The 15846-nt window shown below is 63.8% G+C and carries 14 protein-coding genes; 9 read left to right on the plus strand and 5 right to left on the minus strand.

The genetic code is table 11. The features are described 5' to 3' along the window. Positions 1-15: 15 nt before the first annotated feature. From HMPREF2716_RS25865 to HMPREF2716_RS25875, 3 genes are all read right to left on the minus strand, one after another. Positions 16-1173, minus strand: a complete 1158-nt coding sequence (locus tag HMPREF2716_RS25865) for an MFS transporter (RefSeq protein WP_019681641.1) — start codon at positions 1171-1173, stop codon at positions 16-18. A 12-nt stretch (positions 1174-1185) separates the two neighbouring features. After that, positions 1186-2082: a transporter gene (locus tag HMPREF2716_RS25870; RefSeq protein WP_003162436.1), complete on the minus strand. Its 897-nt coding sequence runs from the start codon at positions 2080-2082 to the stop codon at positions 1186-1188. Positions 2083-2216: 134 nt separating this feature from the next. Continuing rightward, a complete protein-coding gene (locus HMPREF2716_RS25875) occupies positions 2217-3194 on the minus strand; it encodes a helix-turn-helix transcriptional regulator (protein WP_012613656.1) in 978 nt (325 codons plus the stop codon). Positions 3195-3456: 262 nt separating this feature from the next. Here HMPREF2716_RS25875 and guaB point away from each other — a divergent pair, with 262 nt between their 5' ends. From guaB to HMPREF2716_RS29535, 6 genes are all read left to right on the plus strand, one after another. Further along, positions 3457-4926, plus strand: coding sequence for an IMP dehydrogenase (gene guaB / locus HMPREF2716_RS25880; protein ID WP_003092702.1), 1470 nt, complete (start codon positions 3457-3459; stop codon positions 4924-4926). Between the two features lie 79 nt (positions 4927-5005). Continuing rightward, positions 5006-6583: a glutamine-hydrolyzing GMP synthase gene (gene guaA / locus HMPREF2716_RS25885; RefSeq protein WP_003105901.1), complete on the plus strand. Its 1578-nt coding sequence runs from the start codon at positions 5006-5008 to the stop codon at positions 6581-6583. Positions 6584-6869: 286 nt separating this feature from the next. Continuing rightward, positions 6870-8447, plus strand: a complete 1578-nt coding sequence (locus tag HMPREF2716_RS25890; RefSeq protein WP_070622051.1) for a glucosamine inositolphosphorylceramide transferase family protein — start codon at positions 6870-6872, stop codon at positions 8445-8447. Positions 8448-8582: 135 nt separating this feature from the next. Further along, entirely contained in the window at positions 8583-8816 is a 234-nt protein-coding gene (locus HMPREF2716_RS29530) for a hypothetical protein (protein ID WP_124173797.1), read from the plus strand. A 269-nt stretch (positions 8817-9085) separates the two neighbouring features. After that, entirely contained in the window at positions 9086-10048 is a 963-nt protein-coding gene (locus HMPREF2716_RS25895; RefSeq protein WP_023099263.1) for an SDR family NAD(P)-dependent oxidoreductase, read from the plus strand. Between the two features lie 70 nt (positions 10049-10118). After that, the gene (locus HMPREF2716_RS29535) at positions 10119-11267 is read left to right on the plus strand and encodes an MFS transporter (protein WP_033862821.1); all 1149 of its coding nucleotides are present in this window, start codon (positions 10119-10121) and stop codon (positions 11265-11267) included. Between the two features lie 51 nt (positions 11268-11318). On the opposite strand, the gene HMPREF2716_RS25905 is transcribed toward HMPREF2716_RS29535, so the two are convergent. Then, positions 11319-12233, minus strand: coding sequence for an AraC family transcriptional regulator (locus HMPREF2716_RS25905; protein ID WP_009313493.1), 915 nt, complete (start codon positions 12231-12233; stop codon positions 11319-11321). Positions 12234-12423: 190 nt separating this feature from the next. On the opposite strand from HMPREF2716_RS25905, the gene HMPREF2716_RS25910 reads away from it, so the two are divergent. From HMPREF2716_RS25910 to tadA, 3 genes are all read left to right on the plus strand, one after another. Next, a complete protein-coding gene (locus HMPREF2716_RS25910) occupies positions 12424-13419 on the plus strand; it encodes an NADP-dependent oxidoreductase (protein ID WP_033862822.1) in 996 nt (331 codons plus the stop codon). A gap of 163 nt (positions 13420-13582) precedes the next feature. Further along, on the plus strand, positions 13583-14983 hold the full coding sequence (locus tag HMPREF2716_RS25915; protein ID WP_070622052.1) for a multicopper oxidase family protein: 1401 nt from the start codon (positions 13583-13585) through the stop codon (positions 14981-14983). Next, complete coding sequence (gene tadA, locus HMPREF2716_RS25920) at positions 14965-15513, plus strand: tRNA adenosine(34) deaminase TadA (RefSeq protein WP_083318200.1); 549 nt, start codon at positions 14965-14967, stop codon at positions 15511-15513. Before HMPREF2716_RS25915 ends, tadA begins: the two co-directional genes overlap by 19 nt. Before the next feature lie 86 nt (positions 15514-15599). Here the strand turns inward: tadA and HMPREF2716_RS29260 are convergent, their stop codons facing one another. Next, positions 15600-15839 carry a hypothetical protein gene (locus HMPREF2716_RS29260; RefSeq protein ID WP_152959661.1) on the minus strand — a complete coding sequence of 80 codons (240 nt, stop codon included), beginning with the start codon at positions 15837-15839 and terminating at the stop codon, positions 15600-15602. Positions 15840-15846 lie beyond the last annotated feature (7 nt).

Raw genomic sequence — 15846 nt, forward strand, 5'->3', positions numbered from 1 at the left:
GTTCGGGAAAGGGTTTCAGCGTGGCCGGCAGGCCAGGGCCAGCAGCAGCGAGAGGGCGGCTAGGCCGGCGGCGATCGGCAGCAGCGGGAGGAAACCGCCGCTGCCTTCGATGAGTCGTCCTGCCAGCGCCGGGCCGATGGCCAGCCCGCCGCCGATGACCAGGTTGGAGGCGTTCATCAGGCGGCCGGAGCGGTCCAGGTCGGCGAGGCAGGCGAGGATGAACGGCAGGGCGAAGGTCCAGGTGAACTTGAACAGCAGCGCGGCCAGGGCGAAGCGCGCCAGCGGCGGCTGGCCGATCAGCAGGAGGATCGCCGCGGCCATCGCCATGTAGCCGCCGAGCAGCATCAGGTCGCGCGGCAGGCGGTTGCCGATGAAGGAGGCGCAGGCCGCCCCGGCGATGCCCATCAGGGTGGCGACGGCGAGTACCTCGCCGCTGGCGCCGGCACCGATCCCCGCGCCTTCGGCGATGGCGCCGATGAAGGTCCAGACGCCGCTGAGGCTGATATAGAAGGTGAGCACGGCGAGGATACCCAGCCCGACCCGCAGTCGCGAGTGAACCGCGCCGGTACTGGCGCGGGCTTCCGCTGGCGGGCTGCCACTGGGGAAGGCCCGCGACAACGGCAGGGCGAGGCCCATCAGGCCGGCCAGCAACAGGTAGCAGGCGGCCAGGCCGAAGCGTTCGAACAGCGCCGGCAGCAGTGCCAGGCCGACGGCGCCGACCACCAGTTGGCCCATCACCCAGAGCCCGTAGACCCGGCTCGGGGTGGCGGTGCTGGCGGCGCTGGACAGGCAGAGGATCATCAGCGAGCCGCCGGCGAGGGCGCTGCAGAAACGCAGGGCGAGCAGCAGCGGGTAGCTGCCGGCCAGCGCCGAGGCCAGGTTGGCGGCGATGAACAGCAGGCCGGCGAGCAGCGCCGCGTGGCGCCAATCGACGCGTTTCAGCCAATGGAAGGCCGGCAGCGTCGCCAGGCTCATGGCGCCCAGCTCCACCGAAAACAGGTCGCCGACCCGCGCCGGGCTCAGTTGCCACTGGGTCGCCAGTTGCGCGGCGACGGCGGGGGCGGTCATCAGGATGGTCGGGGTGATCGCGGCGAACACCACGATGGCCGCGAGCAGCGCGAGGTTGCCGGACGCCGGAGAGGCGCTGGCGAGAGTCTTGTCGGAAGCGCTCATGGTTGCGCCTCCTCAGAACACATGGACCAGGCGCAACAGGGCCTGGCTGCCATGGAAAGCATTGTCGGTGGCGACGTTGCGCGAGAGACCGAACATCAGGCTGTTGCGCCGGTCCAGCCAGTGGCCTAGCTCGAAGCCGAGTTGGGTGTAGCGCTGGTGGGTGTCGTCGAGGGTATGGCCCTGCAGCTTCAGTTCGCCGCCATCGGCGTGCACCAGCTTGAGGGCGCCGTAGGTGCTCTGGCTGAAGTCGTAGGAGGCGAAGGCTTGCAGGCGATAGAGCGGTTTCTGTTCCAGGTCGCTGCCGAAGTAGTCGTCGTTCTTCGCGTAGAACTGCGCTTCCAGGTTGGCTTCCAGCACCCAGTCGCGGCCGATGCCCTGGGTGTAGTTGTAGACGAAGGTGGCGCCCCAGCGGTTGGCGCCGGGCGAGACATCGGGGTTCTTCGCGTGGTACTCGCCCAGCGGCAGGGTGATCAGGGTCAGCAGGCCGCTGTAGCGGCGCCGTTCCGGGTCGTTGATGAAGAACAGGGTGCCGCCGACCTGGGGATCGCCGAAACCGGTCTCGCCGGTATGCCCGGCGCTGCCGGGCAGGCGCGCATCGATGTCGACGAAGGGAATGATGAACTGCGGCGTGCAGAGAGTGCCGCAGATGTCGCTGAAGAACACCTGGCGGTAGGCCATCGCGTTGGTCTTCAGTTCGGCCTTGCCGTTGCGATCGGCCGGTCCGTGGAACTCATGGGCGCGGGTCGCCGGCAGGTAGAGCACGCCGAGCGTGGTGCCTGCTGGGGCGCCGAAGAAGTCGCGGGCGTTGAGGTCGGCGGCGCCGGCTTCGGCGCCCAGCAGGAGCTGGATGCCGAGCAGCGCGAGGGCGCTGGCGGTCGGTGCGGCCATCGAGGCGGTGCGGTGGGTCATGTGTCGGTCTCCCCGGTCGTTGTGTGCCCGGCGTTCGTCGCGCCGGTGGTGGTTGCGCCTTTTCGCAGGCGAAAGGGCGCCCATGCCGCCCTTGGCGGGGCGGTCGAAGCGGTGATGGCAGGGGTGGAGGGCTGTCAGCCAGGCGGGAACTGGTGCAGCAGGTGGGCGATGCTCGCCTTGTCGTTGACGCCGAGCTTGGAATAGATGGTGCGTATGTGATGGCGCACGGTGTTCGGCGCCAGGCCGAGGTCGCGGGCGATCTGCTTGTAGGTCTTGCCTTCGCTGAACAGCAGGGCGACGTCGCCTTCGCGATTGCTCAACTGTTCGATCGCGCTCGGTTGCCGCGCGGTGAGCAGGTAGAGGTCGCCGACCTGCCGCGAGTCGATCACCAGGCGCGTATCGCGATAGCCCTGCGGGCTGGTTTCCTCCGGCAGCTGCGGGCCGGTCCAGCCCGGCCAGGCGCCGAGCAGCAGGTCGACGAAGCCGCGTTCGGCGCAATGCAGCACGCCGTAGCGATCGCATACCGCCATGGCCAGAGCCTGGCGTTCGAGGGATTCGCGCAGGGCCACCAGGGTACGGATCTGGTTGGCCGAGACGGCCGCGGCCAGGTGCGCCGAGAGTTGCCCCAGGAGCAGCTTCTCCTGGTCCGCGAAGGGCGGGCCGCCAGGCGTGCGATAGAGGGCGACATGGTCGCTGAGGCGGGTGATCGGATCGACGTGGATCACGCAGAGCAGCTCACCGATGTCGTGACGCGCGCCAAGCCAGCGCAGCCCGGCGGTGGCCTGCATGTCGACGGCCACGGCGGTGCCCGGGCGGGCGTGTACCAGGCCGACGGTGATGTCGTCGTGGCTGATCGATTTCCAGTCCTCGACATAGTGCTCTTCGAGGTTGAACAGGTGTGCGCTGTGCTCCACCGGCACGCCGTCGATCAGCGCCGCGCGGCCCCACCAGGCACGCTGGAACGGCACCAGTTGCTGCAGACGTTCCAGCGCGGTGCGATGGAAACGCTCCAGGGTCTTGTCGCGCGCCAGCCGGTTGATATCCAGCACGGCGGCGCCGAACGCCGCGAGCAAGGCTGCGGATGACGAATGCGGGTCAGTGCTCCCTTTCATTCTCTCCCCCGTCCCACTTTTATAGTTCTTGGAATCGGCGTCCGCCGCCTGGGCGGTCGCTGGGTGACGTACGCAGTATCCGGCCATCCGCCGCCGCGCTGCCATCCTGCAAATGCGGGATAGAACAGGCGGAACGGGGCCTGGCGGGCGCCTTGCAAGATATTTGCCCATTCGCCGTTTTCGGCGATCAACTGCGTTGAGCGGAAGCGCGTGGCTGGGTATAATGTCGCGCTTCCATTTTTCCCGTCTGGGAGCGCCCGCCATGCTGCGAATCAGTCAAGAAGCCCTGACTTTCGACGACGTCCTTCTGATCCCCGGTTATTCCGAAGTCCTGCCCAAGGACGTGAGTTTGAAAACTCGCCTGACCCGCGGCATCGAACTGAACATCCCGCTGGTATCCGCCGCGATGGATACCGTGACCGAAGCCCGCCTGGCCATCGCCATGGCCCAGGAAGGCGGCATCGGCATCATCCACAAGAACATGGGCATCGAGCAGCAGGCCGCGGAAGTCCGCAAGGTCAAGAAGCACGAAACGGCCATCGTCCGCGACCCGGTCACCGTGACCCCCTCGACCAAGATCATCGAACTGCTGCAGATGGCCCGCGAGTACGGCTTCTCCGGTTTCCCGGTGGTGGAGCAGGGCGAGCTGGTCGGTATCGTCACCGGTCGCGACCTGCGGGTGAAGCCGAACGCCGGCGATACCGTCGCCGCGATCATGACCCCGAAGGACAAGCTGGTCACCGCCCGCGAAGGCACCCCGCTGGAAGAGATGAAGGCCAAGCTCTACGAGAACCGCATCGAGAAGATGCTGGTGGTCGACGAGAACTTCTACCTGCGTGGCCTGGTGACCTTCCGTGACATCGAGAAGGCCAAGACCTACCCGCTGGCGTCCAAGGACGAGCAGGGCCGCCTGCGCGTCGGCGCCGCCGTCGGCACCGGCGCCGATACCGGCGAGCGCGTTGCCGCGCTGGTCGCCGCCGGGGTCGACGTGGTGGTGGTGGACACCGCCCACGGCCACTCCAAGGGCGTGATCGAGCGTGTGCGCTGGGTCAAGCAGACCTTCCCGGACGTCCAGGTGATCGGCGGCAACATCGCCACCGCCGAGGCCGCCAAGGCCCTCGCCGAGGCTGGCGCCGACGCGGTCAAGGTCGGCATCGGCCCGGGCTCGATCTGCACCACCCGCATCGTCGCCGGTGTCGGCGTGCCGCAGATCTCCGCCATCGCCAACGTCGCCGCCGCCCTCGAAGGCACCGGCGTACCGCTGATCGCCGACGGCGGCATCCGCTTCTCCGGCGACCTGGCCAAGGCCATGGTCGCCGGCGCCTACTGTGTGATGATGGGCTCGATGTTCGCCGGTACCGAGGAAGCGCCGGGCGAGATCGAGCTGTTCCAGGGCCGTTCCTACAAGTCCTACCGCGGCATGGGTTCGCTGGGCGCCATGTCCGGCTCCCAGGGCTCGTCCGACCGCTACTTCCAGGACGCCTCCGCCGGCGCCGAGAAGCTGGTGCCGGAAGGCATCGAGGGTCGCGTGCCGTACAAGGGTGCCCTGTCCGCCATCGTCCACCAGCTGATGGGCGGCCTGCGCGCCGCCATGGGCTACACCGGCAGCGCCGACATCCAGCAGATGCGCACGCAGCCGCAGTTCGTCCGGATCACCGGCGCGGGCATGGCCGAGTCCCATGTCCACGACGTCCAGATCACCAAGGAAGCCCCCAACTACCGGGTTGGTTGAGGCTGATTGAAATGAGTGCTGCACGGGGCTGTTCTATTCAGCCCCGTGTCGTTTTCGAATTCCGTAGCGAGAGATGGCCATGTCCCAAGACATTCACGCCCACCGTATCCTGATCCTCGATTTCGGCTCCCAGTACACCCAACTGATCGCCCGCCGCGTGCGCGAGATCGGCGTGTATTGCGAAATCCATCCCTTCGACATGAGCAACGAGGCGATCATCGCCTTCGCGCCGCGCGGCATCATCCTCGCCGGTGGCCCCGAGTCGGTACACGAAGCCGACAGCCCGCGCGCGCCGCAGGCGGTGTTCGACCTGAAGGTGCCGCTGTTCGGCATCTGCTACGGCATGCAGACCATGGCCGAGCAGATGGGCGGCAAGGTGCAGGGCTCCGACCTGCGCGAGTTCGGCTACGCCCGCGTCGACGTGGTCGGCAAGGCGCGCCTGCTGGACGGCATCGAGGACCACGTGGACGACGACGGCGTGCTCGGCCTCGACGTGTGGATGAGCCACGGCGACAAGGTCACCGAGATGCCGGCCGGCTTCCACATCCTGGCCAGCACCCCGAGCTGCCCGATCGCCGCCATGGCCGACGATGCCCGCGCCTACTACGGCGTGCAATTCCACCCGGAAGTCACCCACACCAAGCAGGGCCTGCGCATTCTCTCGCGCTTCGTCCTCGACATCTGCGGTTGCGCCGCGCTGTGGACCCCCTCGAACATCGTCGACGACGCCATCGCCACCGTGCGCGCCCAGGTCGGTTCCTCCAAGGTCCTGCTAGGCCTCTCCGGCGGCGTGGACTCCTCGGTGGTCGCCGCGCTGCTGCACAAGGCCATCGGCGACCAACTGACCTGCGTGTTCGTCGACAACGGCCTGCTGCGCCTGCACGAAGGCGACCAGGTGATGGCCATGTTCGCCGAGAACATGGGCGTGAAGGTGATCCGCGCCAACGCCGAGGACAAGTTCCTCGGCCGCCTGGCCGGCGTCGCCGACCCGGAAGAGAAGCGCAAGATCATCGGCCGCACCTTCATCGAAGTCTTCGACGAAGAAGCCACCAAGCTGCAGGACGTGAAGTTCCTCGCCCAGGGCACCATCTACCCCGACGTGATCGAGTCGGCCGGCGCCAAGACCGGCAAGGCCCACGTGATCAAGTCGCACCACAACGTCGGCGGCCTGCCGGAGGACATGCAGTTCGAACTGGTCGAGCCGCTGCGCGAACTGTTCAAGGACGAAGTGCGCAAGATCGGCCTGGAGCTGGGCCTGCCCTACGACATGGTCTACCGCCACCCGTTCCCCGGCCCGGGCCTGGGCGTGCGCATCCTCGGCGAGGTGAAGAAGGAGTACGCCGACCTGCTGCGCCAGGCCGACCACATCTTCATCGAGGAACTGCGCGCCTTCGACTGGTACCACAAGACCAGCCAGGCGTTCGTGGTGTTCCAGCCAGTGAAATCGGTCGGCGTGGTCGGCGACGGCCGTCGCTACGCCTGGGTCGTCGCCCTGCGCGCGGTGGAGACCATCGACTTCATGACCGCGCGCTGGGCGCACCTGCCCTACGAACTGCTGGAGAAGGTCTCGAACCGCATCATCAACGAGATCGCCGGTATCTCCCGGGTCACCTACGACGTGTCGAGCAAGCCGCCGGCGACTATCGAGTGGGAGTGAAGCCACTTCTTCCCTGGTGATTCATCCGAAAGACAACGGCCGTAAGGCCGTTGTCTTTTATGGCTCCGCCAAATGATGTCTGTATAGCGTTGGCTGGTGGTCCGGCAACTGTTTAACGGCCGTTTTACGGTTGAACCGGCCCGTCGATCATGAGATATACTGCTTCGCTTTAATGATGCTTTGCTAATTGTCATGGCAGCTTTTCAGTGAAAAGTGTCGGTTTCTCGGGGCTGTCGAAATTTCGCAGCATTTTTGGGGTTTCATTGTTTCAGAGGCGAGTTTCGGGATGAAAATAAAGGCCGCGTTGATTGTTGATGATCTTTCATTGAGTGAGTGGCAAAAGCGGGCGATTGAAGACTCTTCTGAGTATCTTGATATTCAATTGGTTCTCAGTTGTCGTAATAGCGCGACCAAGAAAAGTGTCATCAAGCATTGCGGGTATTATTTTCTCAATATTCTTTCCCTGAAGAATGATATGACTCGTCGAGTGCAGTTAGACTCTCGTGGCTCAGAAGTCATTCATTTCGATTCTGATTACGAAGGGGCCTGGCAGCGCATCCCGGAAGATGTCTGCGCCCGAATTCTGGATAAGGGAATAAAGCTGGTCATCAAGTTTGGCATGTCTCTGCTCCGCATCGATGGAGGATTGCAGAGGCTGGACATTCTTTCCTACCACCATGGCGATCCAGAGTACTACAGGGGGCGGCCCGCGGGCTTTTATGAGATCTATGAAAATGCAGACAGCGTCGGGATCATAGTCCAGAAGCTCTCCAACAAACTGGACGCCGGCGAGGTCTTGGTGCGCGGGTACTCCAAGGTTCATCACCACTCCTACAAGAAAACCTCAAGAAACTTTTATCTGAATTCGGTCGTGCTGCTTCGCAAGGCGCTTGTCAATTACTCTCGGGGAGAGCAGGTGGTATTAGAAAAGCTGGGCAAAAACTACCGTCTGCCCAGCAATTTCACCGTCTTCAAGTTTTTCTGCAAGACTATCTTCCGGGGGCTTGCCCGGCTATCGTACGGGGCGTTTTTCGAAAAAAAATGGAATGTCGTTGCGCTTCCTTACAACGATATTCCTTCGTTGCAAGAATTGTCCGTCTCAGCAGGAAAGATTCCGAAGGTGGAGAAGGGGTATACTTTCTACGCCGATCCTTTCTTTAGTGCGGACGGTAAGCTGATACGTCTCGAAGCCTTGAATGCTAGCAACGGTCTGGGTGAAATCATTGAATTGAAGGCCCAGAGTCTTGACTTTTCACGTGTGATCTTGAAGGGGAATCATTTTTCCTATCCCTATTCGTTCGAGGCGTCTGGTGTCGAATATCTGATACCGGAAGTCGCCTCTCATTCCGCTCGCTGTCTTCTGCCTCCTCCTTTCGCTCTGGAGAGCAAGAAGCTATTCCAGGGAATGGAGGGTGAGCGGATTCTGGATGGCACGCTTTTCGAACACGGGGGCAGGTACTACCTGTTCTGCGGCCAGGCGGTATCAGGTTCGGACAACCTTTATCTTTATGTCGGCGAGAGCCTGGAAGGACCCTACACTTCCCATCCCTGTAACCCTGTGGTGATGAATCCCGGCTCCGCACGAATGGGCGGGCGTATCTTCAAGGAGGGAGGAAAGCTTTACCGGTTCGGTCAGAACAACTCCTATGGTTATGGAAGCAGTCTGGCCGTAAACGAAATCGAGGTGCTCGATCCAGAGCATTATTCGGAGAAGCGTGTAGCAAACCTGGCGTTCCAGGACGCACGCGGTCCGCATACCATCGACATTCATGGGCAAACCATGATCCTCGATTTCTACCAGGACAGATTTTCGCTTCTGGCGGGGTATCGCCGTTTGGTGGCCAGGCTGCTCAGCAAGGGCTGAGCCATTTCCGCGTCGCCAGCAAGTTACCCACGAACTGGGCGGAGCGACTACTGGTCGTAGAGACGCACATGGGGCAGGGTGGCCGACAGGTCGCCGTCTTCTATGTATGCGTTTTGGCAGGCCGGCGAATTTTTGATGTTAGCCATCGATTTTCTTCGCTCGGCGGCGGAAGCTTCTGTGGTTTTACCTCTTCCCGAGCAAGCGAGGGAGCGGCTTCAACAAGCAAGTACAAGTCAGGCTCATGTCGAACGGTTATCCACCAAAGTATCGCTCTGGATTGATGGCTTGCGCGCAGTGGCGGTGCTTTCCGTCATTGTGTTCCATGCCTTCCCGGAAGTGTTCGGTGGAGTGACCTGCCCCCAGTTTTAGTACAGTTGCCTAGTTAGTAGGCCCTAGGGTTGATATCAATTTTTCCTGCTTCAGCTGCTGTTGGCGAGTTCGCCAACGTACAGCAAATTCTGCGCCGTCCCGTGCTTTTCTTGCAGCGGTGATGAAACAGCTGCTTACGGGATCGGACGATCTCGATAGGAAACTGGATTCCGCTGCATTCGGAATCCAGTTTTCCACTTCGATAATGACCCTCGTCCCAAGAGCCAGCGCTATCCGCCTGGCCGCTTCCGCATGCGAGGAGAGTTCTCATGGCTATCAGGCAAACCCCCATCAATTCGGGATTCGGAGCGAAAACGCAGGCCAGCGAGGTGATGGCGGGGCGAGACCTCTCCGGAAAGACCGCCATCGTGACCGGCGGCTACTCCGGTCTTGGCCTGGAAACCACGAAGGCGCTGGCCGACGCGGGCGCGCGGGTCATTGTTACGGCGCGTAGACCGGATGTGGCAAGGGAGGCGCTGCTCGGGCTCGACGAAGTCGAGGTGCAGGCGCTCGACCTGGTCGAGTTGACCAGCGTGCGTCGGTTCGCCGAGGCCTTCTCCGCCTCGCGCCGTCGTGCCGATATCGTCATCAACAACGCCGGTGTGATGGCCTGTCCTGAGACCCGCGTAGGCCCGGGCTGGGAGGCGCAGTTCGCGACCAATCACCTTGGCCACTACGCCCTGGTGAACCTCTTGTGGCCGTCGCTCGCGGACGACGCGCGAGTGGTCGCCGTGTCCTCCGCCGGGCACCACTACTCGGCGATCCGCTGGGACGACGTGCAGTTCGAACGGGGCTACGACAAGTGGCTGGCTTATGCGCAGTCGAAGACTGCCAACGCCCTGTTCGCCATCCAGTTGGATGCGCTGGGTCGCGAGAGGGGTGTGCGTGCCTTCGCATTGCATCCGGGCAGCATCGCCACACCGTTGCAACGCCATGTTCCACGGGCGGAGATGATCGCCCTGGGCTGGATGGACGAAGCCGGCAACCCGGCCAGCCCCGACACGCTCAAGACCCCGCAGCAGGGGGCTGCCACCCAGCTATGGGCTGCGACCTCTCCGCTGTTGGCGGGGATGGGCGGGCTCTACTGCGAGGATTGCGACATCGCAGGCGTCGCGCCGGACGACTCGCGCACCCTGGCCGGCGTACGCGAGCATGCGATCGATCCGGAGCAGGCCCGCCGCCTCTGGAGGCTTTCGGCGACGCTCACCGGGATCGACGCATTCGCGTCCTAGTCGAGCACACGGAAGACGCCGCGGATACCGCGCTTTCGCTGTCCATCAAACAAGCACCGGGATCGATCGAATGACCTCCAGCAGCGTAGGGAAAGGTATTGCCATCTCCGGCATGTTCTTCATGCTCGGATTGTGTTTCGGGAGCCTCAGCTCCCGGATGGCCACGATAAAAGACGGACTCCAGCTTTCCGACGGGGTGTTCGGCAGTGCGCTTTTCGCCATGTCGGCCGGGGTGGTGCTTTCGTTGCCGGTATCCGGCTGGATGATCGCGAAGCTCGGCAGCAGAAACGTTGGAGTAACGGCGATTCTCACGAACGCCGTTCTGCTGTCCTTGGTTCCCTTGGCTTCTAGCGTCTACCAGCTTGCTGCCCTGTTGTTCGTATCGGGGTTCTCCTATAGCGCGGTCAATGTGTCGAACAATACCCAGGCAAGCCTGTCGGAGGCGCTCAGCGGAAAGACCGAGTTGCCGTTCTTCCACGGTATATGGGGGTTGGCGGGATTCGTCGGCGCCGGGTTCGGGGCGTTGATGATCGGGCAGGACTTTGCCTTGTCCACGCATTTCGGCGTGATATCGGTGATCGCCTTCCTGGCCGCCCTGGTCTGCTGGCGCTTTCTCCACGACCAGCCTGGCGCGGAGCGGGTCGGGCGGGCCTTCGCGATGCCGGACAGGAGGCTTTTCAACTACGGGCTGATCGTTTTTTTCTCGATGGCCTGCGAAGGCATCATGTACGACTGGAGCGTCGTCTATTTCCAGGACGTGGTATCGGCCGAGCGGCAACTGGTCGGAGTCGGCTTCATGGTGTTCATGGGCGCCATGACTGTCGGCCGGCTTCTGCTGAACCGAGTCGCCGACCGTTTCGGTACGCGCAGCACCTTGCAGTGGAGCGGGGGGCTCGCCTTGATCGGCATGGTCACGACGATCGCCTATCCGAGCCTGCTGGCGTCGATCATTGGCTTCTGCCTTGTCGGTCTCGGCATCTGTACCGTCATTCCGCTGGTGGCGGGGGCCGCCGCCCGCTCCTCGAGCATGGCGCCGAGTTCGGCTATCGCAGCCGTTCTGACGATCGGATTCCTGGGCACGTTGATCGGCCCGCCGCTGATCGGCTTTCTCTCCGAAGCGTTCGGCCTGCGTTATGCCTTCGGCGCGTGCGTGGTCCTGGCCATCGGGATCATCCTTCGGGCGGGAAAGATACCGTGGCAAGCTCCGTCGGTCGTTTGACCATGCGCTCGACCGCTCGGGGAACCTGCCGCATGGGCGGTTCGCCGAGCGCTATGCCCTGCTGGCCTGCCGGCTGCGATAGTCTCTGGGCGAGCATTTCATGATGCGTTTGAAGGCGTTGCTGAAGGCGCTGTCCGAGCCGTAGCCCAGGGTTTGCGCGATCGAGGAAATCGTCGCTTTGCTGTCGCGCAGGGCGCGAGCGGCCAATTGCATACGCCAGTGCGATACATATTCCAGCGGCGCCAGTCCCGCGGTTTGCTTGAAACGCAGGGCCAGCGTGGAGCGCGAGGTACCCGCTACGTCGGCCAGGCGCTCGACCGTCCAGACTTTGGCCGGCTCGGCGTGGATCGCCCGGATCGCCGCGCCTATGCGCGGATCGGACAACGCCAGCAGCCAACTGGGCGTGTCGCTGCCCTCGCCGGCGAGATAGAGCCGCAGCACCTGCGCCAGCATGATGTGACCCAGGTGGCGAGCGATCAGCGCGCTACCGGGTGACGGGCAGGAAAACTCATGGGCCAGTCGGTGCAGGGCCCAGCTCAGTACGGATGCCTGGTCCGAATCGCTTTTCACGACGGTCACCGGAGGCAGCCCGTCGAACAGCAGGTTGGCTTCTTCGCCAAAGGCGAAGCGACCGCCGATCAGGAAACAATCCTCGCTTTCCCCATAGTGCGCGACGCCGTCAGGGGCATCTCGGTAGAGCAGCGTGGCGTCGGCGGCGGGAAGGGATAGATCGCTGCCGACCAGCAGCGGACTGCGGCAGGACACCAGAAAGCAGTCGCCCGCTTCCAGTCGGATCGGCTCTTCCATGCCGTCGGTGGCCAGCAGGCAAGCGCCACGGACTACCACGTTGAACTTCACACCTTCCGGTGCCGGAAAGCGGAGTGCCCAATCGCCGCCGGTCTTCAGGGCGCCGAAGGAGGAGTCCTGGCTGTTGACCAGGGAAAGGACTTCGGAGAGAGGATCCATTGATGCTGGACGATCGCGATAGAAGATAGGAGTTTTTTGCATTCTAAGTCCGGAGATGTTCTCTCACAATGAGATTGCATCAGGTTGCCATCGACTCGGAGAACAGCATGCACGACAGACAGTTTCACATGCCTCCCGCTTTCGGCGGTGAGGCCAGCGACAGTGTCGCTCTCGCGGCGGGAGAGAAGCGATGATCAACCGTCAGATCGTTCTGAGTGAGCTTCCCCGGACTGCGCTCGCTGTCCGGCATTTTCAGGGGCGCGAGGTGCGTTGTCCGGTTCCGGCCGACGGTGAGCTGTTGCTTCGTGTCCTGTACATACCGCTGGACGCCGCCAGCCGGGCCTGGATGCACGGCGCGACCTATCGCCCCGGCCTCGTGGCCGGGGAGGTGATGGCGGGGTTGGGGCTGGCCGAGGTGGTGGAATCGCGCTCGGCGTCGTTCCAGCCCGGCGACCTGGTCTGTGCCGAGACCGGCTGGCAGACTTTCGCGGTCGTGCCGGCGGCCGGGCTCATCAGGCTGCCGCGCCTGGAGCCCCTCACGCATCTGCTCAGCGTCTACGGCGTAGCAGGCCTGACGGCCTATTTCGGCCTTCTCGAATGCGCCAGGCCGGTGCAGGGCGAAACGCTGGTAGTGTCTGCCGCCGCCGGTGCCGTCGGCTCTATCGTCGGGCAGATCGCCAGGATCAGGGGCTGCCGTACCGTCGGCATTGCGGGAGGCGCCAGCAAATGCGCCTGGCTGGTTCGTGAACTGGGTTTCGACGCGGCACTCGACTACAAGACGGGGACGCTGGCCGATGACTTGCGGCGGACCTGTCCGGACGGGATCGACGCGTATTTCGACAACACTGGCGGTGCAATCCTCGATGCCTGCCTGGCGAACATGGCGGAGCATGGACGGGTCGCCTGTTGCGGCGCGATTTCGCAATACGACCTGGACCGACCCGCCGCCGGTCCTGCCGGGATCCCCGGGCTACTCATCATCAAGCGCCTGACGTTGCGCGGATTCCTTCTTGGCGACTTTCTCGAGAGCAGAGAGCGGGCGCTCTCCGATCTCAAGGCATGGGTCGACTCCGGGCAGATCAAGGTATACGAGGATGTGCTCTACGGGCTGGAAAGCCTGCCGGCGGCTCTGGTCGGCCTGTTGAATGGCGAGAACTTCGGCAAGCGCATCGTGAAGGTAGCCTGAGCGCAGTCCGCGACCAGCGATCCGCCGCTGGCGCTGGGGAGCTCTTTTGCTTGCTGCAGGTCAGCGGGAGTGTATTTGTTCCGAGCGAGAACTCGCCTTGCGGGCGTGGAAATGAGAAAATCTATCATTTCCCAGCCGCAGTACCCGCGAAGGTGAAGGCTCCATGACATTTACCCGTAGACAAGTGCTCGGCGGCCTCGCCGGGCTGGCGGTGGTCGGCCTCGGCGCCGGCGGCGCGCGCCTCTGGCTGGCGCGTCCGCAGGTGGCGCAGGAGTACGACTACGAACTGATCGCCGCGCCGCTGGACCTGGAGATCGTCCCGGGCTTCAGCAGTCCGGCGCTGGCCTATGGCGGCCAGTGCCCCGGCGTGGAGTTGCGGGCGAAGCAGGGCGAGTGGCTGCGGGTGCGCTTCACCAACAGGCTGGACGAACCGACCACCATCCACTGGCACGGCATCCGCCTGCCGATCGAGATGGACGGCGTACCGTACATTTCCCAGCCGCCGGTGCAGCCGGGCGAGAGCTTCATCTACCAGTTCAAGACCCAGGACGCCGGCAGCTACTGGTACCACCCGCACCTGATGAGCAGCGAGCAGCTCGGCCGCGGACTGGTCGGCCCGCTGATCATCGAGGAGCGCGAACCCACCGGGTTCCGCCACGAGAAGGTTCTCTGCCTGAAGACCTGGCACGTGGACGAGCAGGGCGCCTTCACCCCCTTCAGCGTGCCGCGCCAGGCCGCGCGAGAAGGCACCCGCGGGCGCTATTCGACGATCAACGGCAAGCATGTGCCGACCATCGACCTGCCGGCCGGGCAGATCGTCCGGGTGCGCCTGCTGAACGTCGACAACACCGTCACCTACCGTCTCAACCTGCCCAACGGCGAGGCGAGGATCTATGCCATCGATGGCCATCCGGTGGAACCGCGCGGATTCGAGGGGCAGTACTGGATCGGCCCCGGGATGCGCCTGGAGCTGGCGCTGAAGGTGCCGGAAGCGGGCACCGAGCTGTCCCTGCGCGACGGGCCGGTACGCCTGGCGACGATCCGCAGCGTGGCCAGCGCCGAGGCACCTGCCGGCGACTGGCCGAAGCCGTTGCCGGCGAATCCGGTGAGCGAACCGGACCTGGCCAATGCCGAGAAGATCGGTTTCCGTTTCGAGTGGGTCGGGGCGATGTCCGATACCAGCGGCAAGAATCCCTATCCGTCGTTCTGGCAGATCAACGGCAAGGCCTGGGAAGGCGGCGAGGAGCACAAGCACAACGCGCCGCCGCTGGCCAAGCTCAAGGAAGGCCAGAGCTACATCTTCGAGCTGCGCAACATGGCGCAGTACCAGCACCCGATCCACCTGCATGGGATGGCCTTCAAGGTGCTGGATTCGGATCGCCGGGACATCATCCCGTACTTCACCGACACCTACCTGCTGGGCAAGAACGAGACTGCCCGCGTCGCGCTGGTGGCGGACAATCCGGGCCTGTGGATGTTCCACTGCCACGTCATCGACCATATGGAGACCGGCCTGATGGGGACCATCGCGGTCGGCGAGGCCTGGTGCGGGGGACTAAGCTGATCAGCAACGGCAAGGGCTACCCGACGGTAAAAGGCGTGCGTCCGATCATCGATCGCAGCCGGGACCCGCATTTCATGCGCGAGGCCCTGGCAGAGGCGGAAAAGGCCGCGGCCCTCGGCGAAGTGCCGGTGGGCGCGGTTCTGGTGCGCGAGGGCGAGATCATCGGGCGGGGCTTCAACCGGCCGATCAGCAGCCACGATCCCAGTGCCCACGCCGAAATGCTGGCGATCCGCATGGCAGCGGCGGAGACGGGCAACTACCGGCTGCCAGGCAGCACCCTGTATGTGACCCTGGAACCCTGCAGCATGTGTTCCGGACTGCTGGTGCACGCACGCATCCAGCGCCTGGTGTACGGCACGGTCGAGCCCAAGTCGGGCGCAGTGGAAAGCCGTGGGCGATTCTTCGAGCAGGAGCATCTCAACCATAGGGTCATGGTCGAGGGCGGCGTGCTGGCGGAAGAATGCAGCCAGGCGCTCTCGGCGTTCTTCCGCGCGCGGCGCGAAGCGGCGAAGAAGCCTCGCGAAGACTGACGGATGTTTCTCTTTTCGAACGCTCCGGCTGAAACGTTAAAGCACGCCCTGGCGCCTTCCTCTCCTTCAAAAGCCATCTGCATCAATTATTTATCCGGATATTTCGGACGATCGGCATAGGCGTAAAGTCGTAGTCGCCGCGCGCTTCCTTCGTCGAATTGTGTGATATTTTGCACGGCCGCTTGAGCAAGCGGCCCGCAGGCAATGGCTTCAGGTGAGAGCGAGCCCGCCTGCGGATACCCCCGCCGGACCGCGCAGCCGAAAAGCGCGGCCGGTCCGGAGGCGTCCGCGATTCCCGGCCCTGCATTGTCCTCGAAGAAGGCCATCGGTACG

The organism is Pseudomonas sp. HMSC076A11, from assembly GCF_001810205.1.
Lineage (GTDB): Bacteria > Pseudomonadota > Gammaproteobacteria > Pseudomonadales > Pseudomonadaceae > Pseudomonas > Pseudomonas aeruginosa.

What these genes read in the sequence shown, in the direction of transcription:
- HMPREF2716_RS25865 (WP_019681641.1), bottom strand. Translation starts at nt 1,173, where the DNA reads ATGAGCGCTTCCGACAAGACTCTCGCCAGCGCCTCTCCGGCGTCCGGC.
- HMPREF2716_RS25870 (WP_003162436.1), bottom strand. Translation starts at nt 2,082, where the DNA reads ATGACCCACCGCACCGCCTCGATGGCCGCACCGACCGCCAGCGCCCTC.
- HMPREF2716_RS25875 (WP_012613656.1), bottom strand. Translation starts at nt 3,194, where the DNA reads ATGAAAGGGAGCACTGACCCGCATTCGTCATCCGCAGCCTTGCTCGCG.
- guaB (WP_003092702.1), top strand. Translation starts at nt 3,457, where the DNA reads ATGCTGCGAATCAGTCAAGAAGCCCTGACTTTCGACGACGTCCTTCTG.
- guaA (WP_003105901.1), top strand. Translation starts at nt 5,006, where the DNA reads ATGTCCCAAGACATTCACGCCCACCGTATCCTGATCCTCGATTTCGGC.
- HMPREF2716_RS25890 (WP_070622051.1), top strand. Translation starts at nt 6,870, where the DNA reads ATGAAAATAAAGGCCGCGTTGATTGTTGATGATCTTTCATTGAGTGAG.
- HMPREF2716_RS29530 (WP_124173797.1), top strand. Translation starts at nt 8,583, where the DNA reads ATGTTAGCCATCGATTTTCTTCGCTCGGCGGCGGAAGCTTCTGTGGTT.
- HMPREF2716_RS25895 (WP_023099263.1), top strand. Translation starts at nt 9,086, where the DNA reads ATGGCTATCAGGCAAACCCCCATCAATTCGGGATTCGGAGCGAAAACG.
- HMPREF2716_RS29535 (WP_033862821.1), top strand. Translation starts at nt 10,119, where the DNA reads ATGACCTCCAGCAGCGTAGGGAAAGGTATTGCCATCTCCGGCATGTTC.
- HMPREF2716_RS25905 (WP_009313493.1), bottom strand. Translation starts at nt 12,233, where the DNA reads ATGGATCCTCTCTCCGAAGTCCTTTCCCTGGTCAACAGCCAGGACTCC.
- HMPREF2716_RS25910 (WP_033862822.1), top strand. Translation starts at nt 12,424, where the DNA reads ATGATCAACCGTCAGATCGTTCTGAGTGAGCTTCCCCGGACTGCGCTC.
- HMPREF2716_RS25915 (WP_070622052.1), top strand. Translation starts at nt 13,583, where the DNA reads ATGACATTTACCCGTAGACAAGTGCTCGGCGGCCTCGCCGGGCTGGCG.
- HMPREF2716_RS29260 (WP_152959661.1), bottom strand. Translation starts at nt 15,839, where the DNA reads ATGGCCTTCTTCGAGGACAATGCAGGGCCGGGAATCGCGGACGCCTCC.